This is a genomic window from Salinibius halmophilus (genome assembly GCF_003577475.1).
GTDB classification, from domain to species: domain Bacteria; phylum Pseudomonadota; class Gammaproteobacteria; order Pseudomonadales; family Natronospirillaceae; genus Salinibius; species Salinibius halmophilus.
The window spans coordinates 91,526-107,456 of sequence record NZ_QPEP01000012.1; the positions used below are offsets into that span (position 1 = coordinate 91,526).

Sequence of the window (15,931 nt, forward strand, 5' to 3'; positions counted from 1 at the left end):
GTTGTGGATCGCTATGCAGTATTTGGTCATCCAGTTAAACATTCAAAGTCGCCAAAAATCCATGCGCAGTTTGCTAAACAAACCGATCAGGATCTAAGTTATGTCGCTATGGAGCTACCACTAGAAGGCTTTATGGAGAGTGCGCGGGCTTGTTTTGAAGACTTAAACTTTAAGGGCGCTAACGTCACCGTGCCATTTAAAGAACAGGCATTTGCTTTGGTTGATGAACTGAGCCCTCGCGCCGAGCGCTGTGGTGCGGTGAATACCTTAATCAAGCTTGCAGATGGTCGCTTGCGTGGTGATAACACAGATGGCCTGGGCTTGGTTGCTGATTTGAAGTTTCATAAAGTTGAGCTGGCAGATAAAAAGATTTTGGTGATTGGTGCAGGTGGTGCGGTGCGTGGCGTATTGCAGCCATTATTGGCCGAGAACCCAGCTAAGGTAGTCATTGCTAACCGCACGGTAAGCAAAGCAGAAGATTTAGCCAATGATTTTGCTGATTTGGGTAGTGTAGCTGCCTCGGCGATTAGCGAATTAAACGAAGCGTTTGATGTTGTGATCAATGGCACGTCAGCCAGTTTATCTGGTTTTTGCCCAGTCGAAGATCCGAACATTTTGGCTGCAGGTGCGACCTGCTACGACATGATGTATGGCGATAAACCAACTGTCTTTAATGCATGGGCGGCTGAGCAGGGTGCTAAAACGATTGACGGCCTTGGTATGCTGGTTGAACAAGCTGCCGAGGCGTTTCAGTTATGGCGTGGTGTTCGCCCTGAAACCGAGCAAGTTCGAGCTGATCTTCGTTAGAAACTTCAAGTTGTGACCGGGTAGGCAGGGCAATTTTAGCCTCACAATAAACCTGCCGACCCTGTCGCAGACTCATTGCAAACACTAATGCATGCTGTACTCACAAGTAAAAAAGAATAAAGAGGACAACATGCTTCGTAAACTCTCGATTGTTACAGCTGTTGCTGCAGTCGCAGCTGGATGTAATGTTCAGGTAGATGGTAATCAAGTCGTGATCACGACACCTCAGCCATCTTCTACTATTACCCCAACAGTAACCAATACGGTTACTCCAACTGTCACTAATACGGTCACGCCTACCGCAGTACCTCCGATTTGTGCTTTGCCAACGCTAGTACCAACAATTGAAACGAGCGTGAGTTATAGCAACTCAATGCCTTCGTTCCAGCAGGTACTACTGGCCGATATTTTCCAGTCGCCCCTTGCAGCGCTCGAATATTACCAAGCTACAGGCAGTGCGACGCTAGATCCAGAAGCACAGCTTTATCCTGATGATGGTCCAACTGCTGTGATTGGTAGTGGCAATTCAGTCATAGAGTTGGTGAAGCCAGTACTAGACTGTGACGGTAAAGTAGTTGGTCAACACGTTGTAGAGCGTGTAACGATTGAATCAAAAGTTGTCATGATTACGCCGGAACCAACGCCGGTCGAAACTCCAACCGCAACACCAACTGCAACACCAACGGCGACACCAACGGCGACGCCAACCGCAACACCAACTGCAACACCAACGGCGACACCAACGGCGACACCAACGGCGACGCCAACTGCAACACCAACTGAGCCACCAGCGGCGAACCGCTTCCCGGTGATTGCATATCAGCCAAGCTGGGCGTTTGATCTAAATGCCATTCAGTGGGATAAGCTGACACACATTAACTACAGCTTTGCTCTGCCAGATGCAGATGGCTCAATGAAAATTGAACAGCCACAAAACCTGCAAGCACTAGTTGATGCAGCAGTAGGCAAAGACGTTGAAATTTGGCTAGCTATTGGCGGCTGGACCATTGGTGACGGCGGTGGTAACGACGCCGACTGGTCAACCATTACTAGCAACCCGCAATTGCTAGAACGCTTTAAAGGTGAAATCCAAGCAGCGATTGATACCTACAACCTAGACGGTATCGACATCGACTGGGAGTGGCCAAACAACAACACCGAAAAAGCCTTGTACCTACAGTTGATGCAAGAGCTAGATGCCATGCTTGAGCCGCAAGGCAAAGGCTTATCTACTGCTGTGGTATCGCGTGGTGCCAATGGCCAGTACGTGGATGCGCAAGTATTTGAGTTGGTGGATTACTTCAACCTAATGGCCTATGACGACAACTGGCCATGGAGTGGTGACAACAAGCACTCAGATATGGGCGTTGCGCAAGCGTCGATTTCTTACTGGGTAGATCAGCGTGGTGTGCCAGCTGAGAAAGCTGTGCTGGGTGTGCCGTTCTACTGTCGTGGTAATGATAAATCAATCTCTTATGAGCAGTTATTGGCGGCTGGCGCCGATCCAAAGTCTGACGCCTTCCAAGGCTGTTACTTCAACGGTACTGAAACCATGAAGGCCAAAGCTCAGCTTGCGGTTGAGCGCACGGGTGGCATCATGTTCTGGGAGCTATCTCAAGACGTTGAAGATGATCGCTCACTGCTAACGGCTATCCACAACGTGGTAAGTGGCGTTGCAGCCCCAACGCCTGCCCCAACGCCGGCGCCTGGTGAGTGTGGTGCACCAGCTTTCGAAGCAGGCAAGGTGTACAACAATGGTGATCAAGTAAGCTTTAACGGTGGCCTGTATCAAGCCAAGTGGTGGACCAATACGGGTGATCCAACCGGTCAAGCTTGGCAGCGCCTAGGCAGCTGCTGAGCCAAGTAACTCTTAGAGTGTTAGAAAGCCTCAGCCGTTACTGGGGCTTTTTTTATGTGAGTCAATTTTTCTAACAACTCTAACTCTGTTCATTGTTGGAAACGTTCCCTTTTTTGTAGTTCACTGATATTTCCCATTAATAAAAACAAATAGGGTAAATATGAAGGCACTTAATAAACTTTCAGTCATACTGCTCACCGGGGTTGCTTCCATTAGTGCAACCTTGGCGCAGCCCTGGCAGCAAGATTACAACTACCAAGGCGGCGAAGTGGTTGAAAACCAAGACGCTCGCTATGAATGCAAACCTTTTCCATACAATGGTTGGTGCGGCTTATCGGCTTATGAACCTGGCGTTGGCTTTGCTTGGACGGACGCTTGGACGCTAGTTGGTAGCACGGTTACCGCTACTCCAGTGGTTACACCTACGCCAACTTCATTATGTGGCGGCGTCAATGTTCCAGATACCAGGTACGACACTAAAACGATTGCAGCGGATATGTTTGCGCCTTACCTAGAGCTCCCAGTACAGGAGTTTTTTGGTACTGGCAGTAACCCTTCTGCTGGCGTATCGGTAACCTACCCAGATGGCAGCAGTGAAGTGATTGCCTCTGGTACTGGAACCATGCGTTTAACCACAGATATGAATGGCGCGAAGTTCACCTATAGCTACATCTACCCAGGTACCCAATGCCCGGTTACTGAGGCTGTGGTAACGCTGGCCATAACACAGCTACCAACAATGCCGAGTATGCCGGAGTTCATTTTAGGTAGTACCGATCCTGAAACAGGCGATGTGTATGCGTACCAAGGACAGTGCTGGGAAGCGAAAAACAACCCAGGTGCTTGGGAAACGCCACGAGAAGGATGGTTCTGGACCCAGGTTAGCTGCAGTACTACACCGGTTGTATCATGCCCGCCGCTTGCTGTGCCTACGCCTCTGGATACATATCGCAACGAAACACTCACAAGTGGTGCCGTGAAGCGGATTAAAGTAACTGAGCTGTTAGGCAATGTCGACTTGGCAAGTGTGAAAGTGCAGGGTGACGCCTTCCTAGACGGTGATGAGGTCGTACTCAACTCAACGAATGGCACCGTAACGGTAACTCAGCGATTCAAGTTTGATGCGTGCCGTGGTGGTGAGTATTCGGATTCATACTCAGTGCAGAGAGTATTTATTAATGTCTCAGTTGAGCCTGTGATTACAACAACGCCAACTTGTTTGCCAATTCCAATCGCTGCGCCAATTGAGGAATATATCAAAATAACCGATCCGGTCGCGCCAGGGTACTCAGTCAATGACTTTATCTACAATCAGGGTCGTGATATATCGACAATTAGAGTTGAAACATATGGTGATACAACCGTATCACGAGTGGGTGAAACCTATTATGTAGATGGTGTTGGCGCTGCCGATATTTATATATCAAAGTATATTGGACATCCTGAAAAGGGCTGCCCAGGGTATACGGTAACTGATCGTTTAACTGTAGAAGTGCAACCAGCGCAAACAGCAAAAACACCTGTCATTGCTTACCAGCCAAGCTGGGCGTTTAACTTAAATGCCATTCAGTGGGATAAGCTAACGCACATCAACTACAGCTTCGCATTGCCAGATGCCGATGGCTCGTTGAAAATTGAAGCGCCGCAAAACTTGCAAGCTCTTAGTGATGCAGCAGTTGGGAAAGACACCGAAATCTGGTTAGCCATTGGCGGCTGGACCATTGGTGATGGCGGTGGTAACGACGCCGACTGGTCAACAATTACCCAAAATCCTCAATTGCTAGAACGCTTCAAGGGGGAAATTCAAACGGCAATTGATACCTACAACCTAGACGGTATCGACATCGATTGGGAGTGGCCAAACAATAACACCGAAAAAGCCCTGTACTTGCAGTTGATGCAAGAGTTGGATGCCATGCTAGAGCCGCAAGGCAAAGGCTTATCTACCGCTGTGATTTCACGCGGTTTTAATGGCCAGTATGTTGACGCGCGTGTATTTGAGCTTGTTGATTACTTCAACTTAATGGCTTACGACGATAACTGGCCGTGGAGTGGCGATAATAAGCACTCAGATATGGGCGTAGCGCAGGCGTCGTTGGATTATTGGATCAACCAGCGCGGAGCACCGGCAGATAAAGTGATTCTAGGTGTGCCGTTCTACTGCCGTGGTAACAACCAAGCCATTTCGTATGAGCAGCTACTGGCTAACGGTGCCGACCCAGATGCCGATGCGCACCAAGGTTGTTATTACAATGGCCGGGTAACCATGAAGCAAAAAGCAGAGCTGGCGAAGCAACGTGCCGCTGGTGTGATGTTCTGGGAGTTGTCGCAAGACGTTGAAGACGACCGTTCATTGTTAACTGTGATTGATTCTGTGTTAAACCCATAAGCAGAGCTATGTTGAAAGCCCACCGAAATCAGGTGGGCTTTTTTATTGAAGCTTTATTACCGTTAGAAAACCTCAGCTGTGACCAAAATCACAACAAAAAGCTCTCTAAATGGGCAGTTTGTAATTGCAAACATTCAGTACAAAAATAATAACTGAGGTCTCTCCATGAAATTACAAAAAACCATGTTGGCAGCTGCCTTAGCAGTTAGCTCAACATTCGCCGCCGCCAATGCGTGGCAACAAGGCTACGCTTATCAAGGCGGTGAGGTAGTCAACAATGGCAATCAGTCCTACGAGTGTAAGGCGTTTCCATACAACGGTTGGTGTGGTTTATCTGCCTATGAACCAGGTGTTGGTTTTGCTTGGACGGATGCCTGGGTAGCCTTGGGCGACACAACTCCGGTTGTAACGCCCACTGCAACCCCTACGGCGACACCTACTGTCGTCCCAAGTGCGACTCCAACAATCGCGCCTACTGCCACACCGACCGCAGTACCAACAACTGTGCCGACTGACGTGCCCGAGTTTGTCCCAGGTGTGACCAAAGCACAAAATGGCCAAGTTTTTGCCTATGGTGGTAGCTGTTGGGAAGCGAAAAACAATCCTGGTGTATGGGAGACGCCACGCGAAGGTTGGTTCTGGACAGAGGTTGCCTGTGAAGTAGTGGCAACGCCAACGGCACAGCCAACTCAGGTGCCAACGCAAACTCCTACAGCCACACCAACAACGGTTGTATCACCAACAAGTGAACCAACAGTCACACCAGTTACTGGAGCGCGCACACCTGTGATCGCCTACCAGCCAAGCTGGGCGTTTAACCTAAATGCCATTCAGTGGGATAAGCTAACGCACATTAACTACAGCTTCGCATTACCAGACGCAGACGGCTCTTTGACAATTGAGCAGCCGCAAAACCTACAAGCGCTTTCGAATGCAGCAGTGGGTAAAGATGTAGAAATCTGGCTAGCCATTGGCGGCTGGACCATTGGTGATGGCGGTGGTAACGACGCCGACTGGTCAACAATTACCCAAAATCCTCAATTGCTAGAACGCTTCAAGGGTGAAATTCAAACGGCAATTGATACCTACAACCTTGACGGTATCGATATCGATTGGGAATGGCCAAACAATAACACCGAAAAAGCCCTGTACTTGCAGTTGATGCAAGAACTGGATGCCATGCTAGAGCCGCAAGGCAAAGGTTTGTCGACCGCTGTGATTTCACGTGGTTTTAATGGTCAGTATGTTGACGCGCGTGTATTTGAGCTTGTTGATTACTTCAACTTAATGGCTTACGACGATAACTGGCCGTGGAGTGGCGATAATAAACACTCAGATATGGGCGTAGCGCAGGCGTCGTTGGATTATTGGATCAACCAGCGCGGAGCACCGGCAGATAAAGTGATTCTAGGTGTGCCGTTCTACTGCCGTGGTAACAACCAGGCCATCTCGTATGAGCAGCTTCTGGCTAACGGCGCCGACCCAGATGCCGATGCGCACCAGGGTTGTTATTACAATGGCCGGGTAACCATGAAGCAAAAAGCAGAGCTGGCGAAGCAACGTGCCGCTGGTGTGATGTTCTGGGAGTTGTCGCAAGACGTTGAAGACGACCGTTCATTGCTAACTGTGATTGATTCTGTGTTGAATCCTTAATTGGTACTAAGCCAATAAGACAGCCCGCGCAAGCGGGCTTTTTTATGCATGTTAGAAACAAAAACTTGCAAATTCGCTCACAATTACTAATTGGTAACGATCCCAAAATAGTCCTTAAATGTAAGTGCCCAATAACAATAAAAGGAAAACCCAGATGAAGGCACTCACATCGCTTGCCGTATTAACCAGTATGGCAATATCGGCAACCACATTGGCTGCCACAGTCGATAACGTTCAGCCTATGCTGACCATGGTTCCCACGCCACCCATCTACACACCAGATTGCAGCTATAGCGATCCTGAGCCAACGGTAAAGCGTATCTCGCATGATGTTAGCTTTAATGGCTACTTTGCAGATTTGCAGCTTATGTTTATGCCACCCATGGCAGGTGAATATTTAGATGTTCAAATCATCGATGCGGATGGTGCCGTGTATGCTTCAGGCAACTATTTGATGGTTGAATATGGCACAACAAGCTTTACTGCAGAAGCCATCTACACACGCTCTCCACCGGTTGGTTGCAGCACTTGGCCGGTAGTCAAAAAAGAAATCCAACACATCACGCTAACAAGTGATTCTTACCCTGAGCCCGAGTTTTTGCTGGGTGTTACGCAGCCGGTCAATGGCCTAACCTACCAATATAATGACGCTTGCTGGCAGGCGCAGAATAGCCCTACAGCTTGGGAGCCGGTGCTAGCAGGATGGTTCTGGCAACCAGTGGAATGCCGGGTGATTGAACCAATTTGCAAACCAATGCCAATTCCAACGCCAAAGCCAGATCTACCAACGCTTTTGGTGAACGACTACCGAGGTGGTGAATATGATATCACTAGTTATGTTGAATCTTTGGCGGCGTATGCTGGCACCTCAGTAGCAAAGGTTATAGTGCAGCCGGCGAATGAGCATCAGCAAGTTGTGAAGCGTGATGGTCGAACTTATTTAGTAGGTCATGGTCGCGCACAGCTGAGTGCCAAGCTGTTTTACCCTCACCCTGATATGGGTTGCCCTGGCACTAATTATGCCATTGCTGGTGCCGTCGATTTGGTTGCGCCTGTCTGTTTAGACGTGGATAAGCCAAAACCATACAAGCGCGTTGATACCATCACTATTGCACAAGGCGACACCCTAGATGCGCGTGAATTACTATTGATGTCTTATGGCGCGCCTGTGGTATTTGAACCTGAGCTGCTCTATAACCTACAAGTCAAAACTATTGCCGGGGATATAACAGTGACTGGTACCGGTGCTGACTATCAAATCTCAGGCTCTGGCAAAGTTCGCGTGACGGGGGAGTATGACCTCGACCTAGGTGGGCCACAATGTGGTAGTTATCACGTAACGGGTGGCTCACTAGACTTAACAATTATTACCGAGCCAACACCTACGCCGGTTGTCTCACTGATACCAACACCTACTCAGGCGTGTATCCCGCTTGCCCCGGCAAAGCCTAGGCAGGTTGTCGACGAAGTGGTGTTGGCAGCAGGTGAGTCCGTGAGCCTAAAACAGCAGCTAATGCGGGCATACCACACACCTGGTGCAAGCCCCCTCACGCCTGAGTTTATTGTCAATGGTGCTGTGATGACCTATGACGGAGAGATAAGTCTGGTCGACACTCCTGACGATGACCTTAGATTTACCGGCGAGGGACGCGTACGTATGGTTGGTACTTATGAACTTCATACGGGTGAAGGGTGCAGTGTCTTTAGCAAGAATACAGGCTCGGTCGAGCTCACAATTACGCAAGAGTAAAACCAAAAAAGGCGCTCAATGAGCGCCTTTTTATTCAGCTTTTTAACAAAGCGAACTAATTACTTAGAGATGTGAGCAATTAGGTCTAGAACTTTGTTTGAGTAGCCGATTTCGTTGTCGTACCAAGAAACAACTTTTACGAAGTTGTCAGTTAGCGCGATACCAGCTTTCGCGTCAAATACAGAAGTCTGTACTTCACCGATGAAGTCTTGAGAAACAACTTGGTCTTCAGTGTAACCAAGAACGCCTTTCAATTCGCCTTCAGAAGCTTCTTTCATTGCCGCGCAGATTTGCTCATATGAAGCAGCTTTTTCTAGGTTAACTGTTAGGTCAACAACAGAAACGTTGGCGGTAGGAACGCGGAAAGCCATACCAGTTAGCTTGCCGTTTAGTTCAGGAAGAACAACGCCTACTGCTTTAGCAGCACCAGTTGAAGATGGGATGATGTTCTGAGAAGCACCACGACCACCGCGCCAGTCTTTCGCAGAAGGACCGTCAACAGTTTTCTGAGTAGCAGTAGTAGCGTGTACAGTCGTCATTAGACCAGACTCGATACCGAACTTGTCGTTCAATACTTTAGCGATTGGTGCCAAGCAGTTAGTAGTACAAGAAGCGTTAGAAACGATGTCTTGGCCAGCGTAAGTGTTGTGGTTAACTCCCATAACGAACATTGGCGTAGCGTCTTTAGAAGGACCAGTAAGAACAACCTTCTTCGCACCAGCAGTGATGTGCTGACGAGCAGTTTCGTCAGTTAGGAAGATGCCAGTTGCTTCAGCAACTACATCAACACCAGCGTCGCCCCAAGCTAGAGCTTCTGGGTTGCGTTCAGCAGTTACACGAACAGTTTTGCCGTTTACTACTAGGTTGCCGTCTACTACTTCAACAGTGCCGTTGAAACGACCGTGAGTTGAGTCGTACTTCAGCATGTAAGCCATGTAATCAACGTCGATTAGGTCGTTGATTGCTACTACTTCAATGTCGTCACGCTCAACAGAAGCGCGGAATACGAAACGGCCGATGCGGCCAAAACCGTTGATACCAACTTTAATAGTCATTGCTATTATCCTTTGGGGTTGCCTAGGTTAACTGATCAGAATTCTACGTTAGCTATCGATTGGTAATGTTGATTCGTATCAAAGTTACATCGATAGTTAATGCTCCCAGTCACATTATGCTAGACGGAAGCATGGAAATCTGCCTAAAAAATACTTTCAAAAGGGGCCTTTGGTATGCAACGGGTATAGTGCAAAGCACGATAGCTACGAGCAAAGCTCCGCGGAAGCCAATATTGGTGCGCAACTGGTTGTTGGCATTCTGAATGGTCGACGGAGATTAGGGTTGCAAACTGCAAAAAGCTCCTGAAAACGACTTGTTGAAAGTTTACTACATTTTGGCCGTGTCCCCATCAATTGTCAAGAAAACGTGATACCAATTGTTTTAAAGGTATTAATTGTGACAGTTTTTATGCGCAATCGATCAGGCATAATGCTGAGCAGCTAATAAATTTCTCACTGCGGCGCATTGTTTGCGTTGGCGGTTTTTAAGTTGTTTTTGGAGTTAACATGTCGGTTTATACCCATGTCAGTAAACAAGAAGCCCAGCAAATTGCTGACCACTATGGATTAGGGGATGTAGAAAACTTACAGCCCATCAAAGCCGGCGTGACCAATACGAACTACTTTCTGACGACCAATGAATCTTGGGTGCTCACTATTTTTGAGGGTAATAGCGAAGCAGAGGTAGCGCCAGTGTTAGCGTTGCAGCAAAGAATGTACGAGCACCTAATTCCGGTACCGCGCATTGCAGCGAATCATCATACCCCAATTCATTATTTACATGGTAAACCACTGGCAGTGGTTGTTAAGTTGGCAGGTGAGCACGGCATTCGTTGCCAAGCCCATGTTGAAGAAGTGGGTCGCTTTCTGGCTCGGTTGCATATCCTATCTGCGCCAGATCAAGGGTTGGCAGATCAACAACTACTCGGCCAGTTGCCACGCATTCATTTTCCTATTGCATGGGTGGTGAACCATGTCCCAGATGTATCAGTGCAAGGTGTGATCAACCGCTGCAGTGCGCAAATAGCCAGCCAGCCGTTGCCAACGGGTGTTGTGCACGGTGATCTATTTCCCGATAACGCATTGTTCTCCGACAATCAACTAACTGGGGTTATCGATTGGTATTTTGCTTGTGTCGATCGGCTGGTGTGGGACCTGGCGGTCGCGTGTGTTGCCTGGGCGCAAGCAGATGTAGATTTGGAGCAATGCTTGTTAGCGGCCTACCAATCGGTACGCCCACTGAGTGCTGCAGAAAAACGCTGCTGGCCAGCGATCAAAGTGCTCGCTGCAACTCGTTTTTGGGTAACTCGTGCGCAAGCAGAGCAGGCGCCCGACACGGAAATGGTCACTAAAAAAAGTGCCGATGATATGTTCGCACTGGTTAAACATTACATCGCCCAGCTGGAGGGATAACTATGTGCTATTGCGGAACCGACATACCCTACGATTCGTGTTGCCAGCCACTGCATCGCTACCAAAAAAAGGCCAAAACGGCCGAGCAGCTCATGCGCTCTAGATACTCTGCTTTTGTTGTGGCGGATGAGCAGTACTTGCAGTTTACCCATCATAGATCAACATTTACTGCTGACCTATACGCTAATTTAGCTCGTAGCAACCCAAAGTGGTTGCGCCTACAAGTTCTAGAATCACAAGAAAAAGGTTCACAAGCTTGGGTGTCATTTAAGGCGTATTATCTTGAGGATGGTATTGAAAAGGCGCTAGCTGAGCACTCACGTTTTGTGCGCAAAGGTGGGCATTGGCAGTATGTTGATGGTGAGTTTTTTTGACCTTGACTAACCGTTCGGATAGCTAAATGAGCTACTCAAGCATGAAAATAGGCAAGTAGGCGAATTTTTGACAATTAATGGCAGGTATTGCGGTAGTGTTACATGCTTTGGTGCACGAAATGTAACTAATTGAGCCCGTATCTAGTTTGAGCGCTAAGTTTTGTTACAGTAGTTTCTACGCTGGTGGTGTGACGCGTAAGGCAATACCCCTAATTAATAACTCCAATAAAACACAGTGCAACAATTTCTATGTTGCAGGGTACTTCGTAGGGCATCAAGTTAGAGTTTTATACATAATTTTCATGCTGTGCAGGAGTGGTTTCGGTCCATGGCAAAGTACATATATTGGTTAGTACCAGAACATGTTTGGGTTGAGCAACGCGGCGACCGCTTCGTTGGCGAACAATATGTCGATAGCCGTGGTTTACCCCTAATGTATGGTCATCAGTTGATGGCTTACTGCAAAACCTTAATTCCAGAGCAGCGCTATATGCTAGTGCAGCTGGATGCAGATGCTATTTCTCCAATGGTGGAAGTGCGCAATGGCAAGCTTGGTATTCAACCCTTCGCGATTTCTCGCATGCCTATGCAAGCGGTTTCATCGGTTGAGCCTGTAGAGCATAAAATGGGGATATGGTTGCTGCCTGAAAGCTATCGCAAAGGCCAACATCAAGAAATTACCCGAGTTTATCTTGTTCGCCATGGTGAAACAGAGTGGGAAAAGCAGGGTGTTTTTGAAGGCCGTCTGGATTCGCCATTAACTGAAATGGCAGAAAAAAATGCTCGTCGACGTTGTGCACAACTACGCGATAAGTCTTTTTCTGTAGCGGTCTCGAGCTCGGCTGGGCGTGCGCTATCCACTCGGAACTTGTTGGTGGGCAATCGTGATTTACCACGCGTGACGCATCCCGGACTGATCGATATCCATTTAGGCGAATTAGAGGGTATGAGCGAGCGCAATGCACAAACCCTATATCCAGAAGCTTTACATGACTACTTGGAAAATCCTGAGTCGTTTACCGCGCCCAATGGCGAGTCGTTTGAAGCGGTGCAATATCGGGCGGTTAATGCGGTGAACCAGTTAGCTCGCCAGTATCAGGGCAGCAACATTTTAATTGTTAGCCATGCGGCGGTGATTGCTTCAATTGCCTGTCACTTTGAAAAACAACCGCTTTGTCAGTTTTGGCAACATGGTGATTTAGCTAACTTGTCTGGCTTGGTTGCTACTTACCGAGGCAGAGATGGCTGGATTGAAGCGTTATGGCGTGAGGAAATTGATAAAGGTGACTCATTGAGTGCATAACAATCATAAAAAAAAGGGGCATGCGCCCCTTTTTTTTATCGGTGATTACATGCCCTTGGCTGCATCACGCGCTGCTTCTAACCATGAGTTGAACTCATCTTGGTTGGCAGCAATCCAGTTGTTGGCATGGCGCTCAATATCGCTGTCAGTGTTCTCACCATCAGACACCAAACGGTTTTGTGCCGATACTGCGTTGATATCTAGTTTTGCCACTTCAAATAGTTTGGCTGCAGCAGGGTTTGCTTCAGTAAACTCTCGGTTTGCAACAATTCGTAGGCTGTTTACAGCGAAACCGTAGTTTTTGCCATTTGGCAGTTCAGTATCAATGCCACGTGGGTGATCTGAGTATGGCACTTCCAGCCAAACAACATCCTGACCTGGTACTAGGATGCCAGACACCCAATATGGCGTCCAAGTGTAATAAACAATTGGCTCACCATCGTTGTAACGCTGAATGGTATCGCCAATGATAGCAGCGTAAGCACCTTGCACATGGTTGACCGTGTCTTCAAGTCCAAATGCTTCTAGTTGGTGGTTGATTACTGCTTCGCAGCCCCAGCCAGCTTGGCAACCTGTTAGGTCTGCTTTGCCGTCGCCAGTCTTGTCGAAGATTTTAGCGATTTCTGGGTCTTTAAGATCATCGATTGTGTCGATGCCATATTCTTCAGCTGTTTTCTTATCCATCAAGTAACCTTGTGCCGCACCAGCGACATAGTTACCACGCTTAAAGAAAACATCGTTGCCACCAGCATTGTCATACATGGTATCGTGTAGTGGGTCCCAGTTAACTGATGTCCATTGGATATCGTTTTGGGCAATGGCTGTGTAGCCAGCTGCATAGTCAACTTGCTGAATTGGCTGCACATCATAGCCAAGCTCTTCTAGGGCTTTTTGAATGATCACAGTCTGGAATGCTTCTTCTGCGATCGGGCTGTGGAAGCCGGTAACCTCTACACCCATGCCTGGTTTGTGGTGATCTGCTACAGCCACTGCTGCAACTGCGGTCAGCGATACTAAGGCTGTCTTAGTAAAATGCTTTATAGCCATTATGATTGCTCCTCTGGCGTTTTAGTTGCCAATGCTCTGTTTTTATTATCGGCCGTTACTGCCGATGTGTTGTGTGATGCGGTCTAGTACGATTGCCAGTACAACAATCCCCAAACCACCTACCGTAGCGATACCAATATCATTACGGCCAATGCCCTGTAGAACCATTAGTCCTAAGCCTGGTACGGCGATCATCGACGCAATTACTACCATTGATAAACCAAGCATCAGAGTTTGGTTAACCCCTGCCATAATGGTAGGGAGTGCAAGGGGTAGTTGAACCTTGAGTAGTAATTGGCGCGGGCTAGTACCGAAGGCGCGCGCGGCTTCGATTAAATCCTCCGGAACCTGGCGAATACCTAGGTTGGTTAAGCGGATAACTGGCGGTACAGCAAATATAATGGTGACCACTACGCCAGCAACCTTGCCTGGGCTGAATAGCATAACGATTGGGATCAAGTAGACGAATGCAGGTGTCGTTTGCATCGCATCCAAAATCGGCCTCACTACTGAGACTGCTCGGTCACTGCGCGATAGCCATATACCGATTGGCAAACCAATGATGACGCAGAAAAATAGGGAGGTGATCACCAAGGCAATTGTGGTCATCGCCTGATCCCAAGCACCTATTAAGCCAACAATCACTAACCCAATCAGGGTGCCGATACCGATTTTACGAGTTGATAACCACCAAGCTAAGCCACTAAGAATAAGAATGACTAAAATCGCCGGCGTACTGACCAATGCGGTCTCGAACAGGTTAAGCACCCAGTCAATTGGCTTGGCGACTACTTGGAAAAACGGCCGCAATACAGGTACCGCTGCATCGATAGCGCTGTCGACCATGTTGTCTAGCGGGATGATACCCCCGTCCACATCAAACGGTCGGATGATGTCGAAGCTCTGTTCCACTTCGTTAGATCGGTCCGCTAGGTAGTCCAGACCATCCTCGGAGCCTCCGCCCCATGGGTCACTTGCGGTATCTGTTTGGCTGGTGTCGCCCCATGGATTCGCGCTCATGATTCTTCCCCTGTTTGACGATCGAGTGCTTCAAGTACGATTGATTTACTAACAATGCCTAGGTATTTGCCGTCTTCTGCTACTACTGGTGGCGAGAATGGCGCTTGTGCGACTTGTCCGATCAGGTCGCCAATTGGCGTGTCGGCATTAATGCGCATGTCGTCTTCCAACAATGCAGCATCTAAGCCAGTACCATTGGCTTTTGATGCGCGAAGAGAATCCACTGACACAACACCCAAGAACTTATTGGAGGCATTTACCACATAGCCAAACTCACGGTCATTGTCTCTTAACAACTGCAGGCTAGAACCAATGCCAAGGTCGCTGTCTTTACGAATGAGGGTTGATTGTTTGCGCTGCGCAATATCCTTGGCGCTGAGTACTGAACTAACGTCTACGCCTCTAAAGAAAGAACGCACATAGTCGTTAACAGGGTTGTTAATGATGTCGTCTGGTGTGCCAACTTGCACAACCACGCCGTCTTGCATAATGGCAATTCGATCGCCAATGCGTACCGCTTCGTCTAGGTCATGTGAAATGAAAACAATGGTGCGTTTATCTTCAGCTTGCAAGCGCAATAACTCGTCTTGCATTTCGGTCCTAATCAATGGGTCTAGCGCGCTAAACGCTTCATCCATTAATAGTACATCTGGGTTGGTACACAGTGCGCGTGCAAGACCTACGCGTTGCTGCATACCACCTGATAGCTCATCGGGATAGCTGTCAACGTTTGCCAGCAAGCCAACTCGATCGAGCGCACTCTCGGCGCGTTTGTTGCGCTCTTCAACTGGTGTGTCACCAGCTAGATCTAAGCCAAAACAAACGTTCTGGCGCACTGTTAAATGGGGCATAAGCGCAAATGACTGAAAGACCATGCTCATTTTGTGCAGGCGCACCTGGCGTAAATCTTCCTCCGACATTTGTGCAATGTCGACATCGTCAAGCAATACTTTACCAGCCGTTGGTTCAATCAGCCGGTTAAGCATGCGCACCATGGTTGATTTCCCCGAACCTGACAGGCCCATGATGACAAAAATCTCGCCTTCATGAATATCAAAAGAGGCGTCTTTTACCCCTACTGTCATGCCAGTTTCGGCAAAGATTTCATCTTTGCTTTTGCCCTGCTCGATGAGCGGTAAGGCCTTCTTTGGCGACTTGCCAAAGACCTTAAAAACATTCTGTACGGACAGTTTAACTTTCATATTGTTTTCGACGTAAAAGTCGACACCTTCGTCGTTGTTTACAGTAATCTTACAGTACTA

Annotated in this window: 12 protein-coding genes; 8 read left to right on the plus strand and 4 right to left on the minus strand. The window is 48.2% G+C overall.

Annotated elements, in window-relative coordinates; translation table 11 throughout:
• Positions 1-3: 3 nt before the first annotated feature.
• The 5 genes from aroE to DUW71_RS14115 all read left to right on the plus strand — a co-directional run bounded on the left by aroE (position 4) and on the right by DUW71_RS14115 (position 8,457).
• A complete protein-coding gene (aroE, locus tag DUW71_RS14095; RefSeq protein WP_119395908.1) occupies positions 4-807 on the plus strand; it encodes a shikimate dehydrogenase in 804 nt (267 codons plus the stop codon).
• Positions 808-937: 130 nt separating this feature from the next.
• On the plus strand, positions 938-2,665 hold the full coding sequence (locus DUW71_RS14100; protein WP_119395909.1) for a glycosyl hydrolase family 18 protein: 1,728 nt from the start codon (positions 938-940) through the stop codon (positions 2,663-2,665).
• A 160-nt stretch (positions 2,666-2,825) separates the two neighbouring features.
• Positions 2,826-5,054: a glycosyl hydrolase family 18 protein gene (locus DUW71_RS14105; protein WP_119395910.1), complete on the plus strand. Its 2,229-nt coding sequence runs from the start codon at positions 2,826-2,828 to the stop codon at positions 5,052-5,054.
• 165 nt (positions 5,055-5,219) lie between these two features.
• The gene (locus DUW71_RS14110; protein WP_119395911.1) at positions 5,220-6,707 is read left to right on the plus strand and encodes a glycosyl hydrolase family 18 protein; all 1,488 of its coding nucleotides are present in this window, start codon (positions 5,220-5,222) and stop codon (positions 6,705-6,707) included.
• A gap of 154 nt (positions 6,708-6,861) precedes the next feature.
• Positions 6,862-8,457, plus strand: a complete 1,596-nt coding sequence (locus DUW71_RS14115; RefSeq protein WP_119395912.1) for a hypothetical protein — start codon at positions 6,862-6,864, stop codon at positions 8,455-8,457.
• A 59-nt stretch (positions 8,458-8,516) separates the two neighbouring features.
• Here the strand turns inward: DUW71_RS14115 and gap are convergent, their stop codons facing one another.
• Positions 8,517-9,512, minus strand: a complete 996-nt coding sequence (gene gap, locus DUW71_RS14120) for a type I glyceraldehyde-3-phosphate dehydrogenase (protein WP_119395913.1) — start codon at positions 9,510-9,512, stop codon at positions 8,517-8,519.
• Positions 9,513-10,019: 507 nt separating this feature from the next.
• Between gap and DUW71_RS14125 the strand changes: the two genes are divergently transcribed.
• From DUW71_RS14125 to DUW71_RS14135, 3 genes are all read left to right on the plus strand, one after another.
• Entirely contained in the window at positions 10,020-10,925 is a 906-nt protein-coding gene (locus DUW71_RS14125; RefSeq protein ID WP_119395914.1) for a phosphotransferase, read from the plus strand.
• Between the two features lie 2 nt (positions 10,926-10,927).
• Entirely contained in the window at positions 10,928-11,299 is a 372-nt protein-coding gene (locus DUW71_RS14130) for a YchJ family protein (RefSeq protein WP_119395915.1), read from the plus strand.
• Positions 11,300-11,627: 328 nt separating this feature from the next.
• Positions 11,628-12,602 (plus strand): histidine phosphatase family protein, encoded by a 975-nt coding sequence (locus DUW71_RS14135; RefSeq protein ID WP_119395916.1) that lies wholly within the window; start codon positions 11,628-11,630, stop codon positions 12,600-12,602.
• 45 nt (positions 12,603-12,647) lie between these two features.
• On the opposite strand, the gene proX is transcribed toward DUW71_RS14135, so the two are convergent.
• The 3 genes from proX to proV are packed head-to-tail and all read right to left on the minus strand — an operon-like array spanning position 12,648 to position 15,871.
• Positions 12,648-13,649 (minus strand): glycine betaine/L-proline ABC transporter substrate-binding protein ProX, encoded by a 1,002-nt coding sequence (proX, locus tag DUW71_RS14140; protein ID WP_119395917.1) that lies wholly within the window; start codon positions 13,647-13,649, stop codon positions 12,648-12,650.
• 45 nt (positions 13,650-13,694) lie between these two features.
• Positions 13,695-14,669: a glycine betaine/L-proline ABC transporter permease ProW gene (proW, locus tag DUW71_RS14145; RefSeq protein WP_119395918.1), complete on the minus strand. Its 975-nt coding sequence runs from the start codon at positions 14,667-14,669 to the stop codon at positions 13,695-13,697.
• Entirely contained in the window at positions 14,666-15,871 is a 1,206-nt protein-coding gene (proV, locus tag DUW71_RS14150) for a glycine betaine/L-proline ABC transporter ATP-binding protein ProV (RefSeq protein WP_119395919.1), read from the minus strand. Before proV ends, proW begins: the two co-directional genes overlap by 4 nt.
• Positions 15,872-15,931: the final 60 nt, after the last annotated feature.

Excerpts from the sequence above, each read along its gene's own strand:
- gap (WP_119395913.1), bottom strand. The coding sequence starts at position 9,512 with ATGACTATTAAAGTTGGTATCAACGGTTTTGGCCGCATCGGCCGTTTC.
- DUW71_RS14125 (WP_119395914.1), top strand. The coding sequence starts at position 10,020 with ATGTCGGTTTATACCCATGTCAGTAAACAAGAAGCCCAGCAAATTGCT.
- DUW71_RS14100 (WP_119395909.1), top strand. The coding sequence starts at position 938 with ATGCTTCGTAAACTCTCGATTGTTACAGCTGTTGCTGCAGTCGCAGCT.
- DUW71_RS14130 (WP_119395915.1), top strand. The coding sequence starts at position 10,928 with ATGTGCTATTGCGGAACCGACATACCCTACGATTCGTGTTGCCAGCCA.
- proW (WP_119395918.1), bottom strand. The coding sequence starts at position 14,669 with ATGAGCGCGAATCCATGGGGCGACACCAGCCAAACAGATACCGCAAGT.
- DUW71_RS14135 (WP_119395916.1), top strand. The coding sequence starts at position 11,628 with ATGGCAAAGTACATATATTGGTTAGTACCAGAACATGTTTGGGTTGAG.
- proV (WP_119395919.1), bottom strand. The coding sequence starts at position 15,871 with ATGAAAGTTAAACTGTCCGTACAGAATGTTTTTAAGGTCTTTGGCAAG.
- DUW71_RS14115 (WP_119395912.1), top strand. The coding sequence starts at position 6,862 with ATGAAGGCACTCACATCGCTTGCCGTATTAACCAGTATGGCAATATCG.
- DUW71_RS14105 (WP_119395910.1), top strand. The coding sequence starts at position 2,826 with ATGAAGGCACTTAATAAACTTTCAGTCATACTGCTCACCGGGGTTGCT.
- DUW71_RS14110 (WP_119395911.1), top strand. The coding sequence starts at position 5,220 with ATGAAATTACAAAAAACCATGTTGGCAGCTGCCTTAGCAGTTAGCTCA.
- proX (WP_119395917.1), bottom strand. The coding sequence starts at position 13,649 with ATGGCTATAAAGCATTTTACTAAGACAGCCTTAGTATCGCTGACCGCA.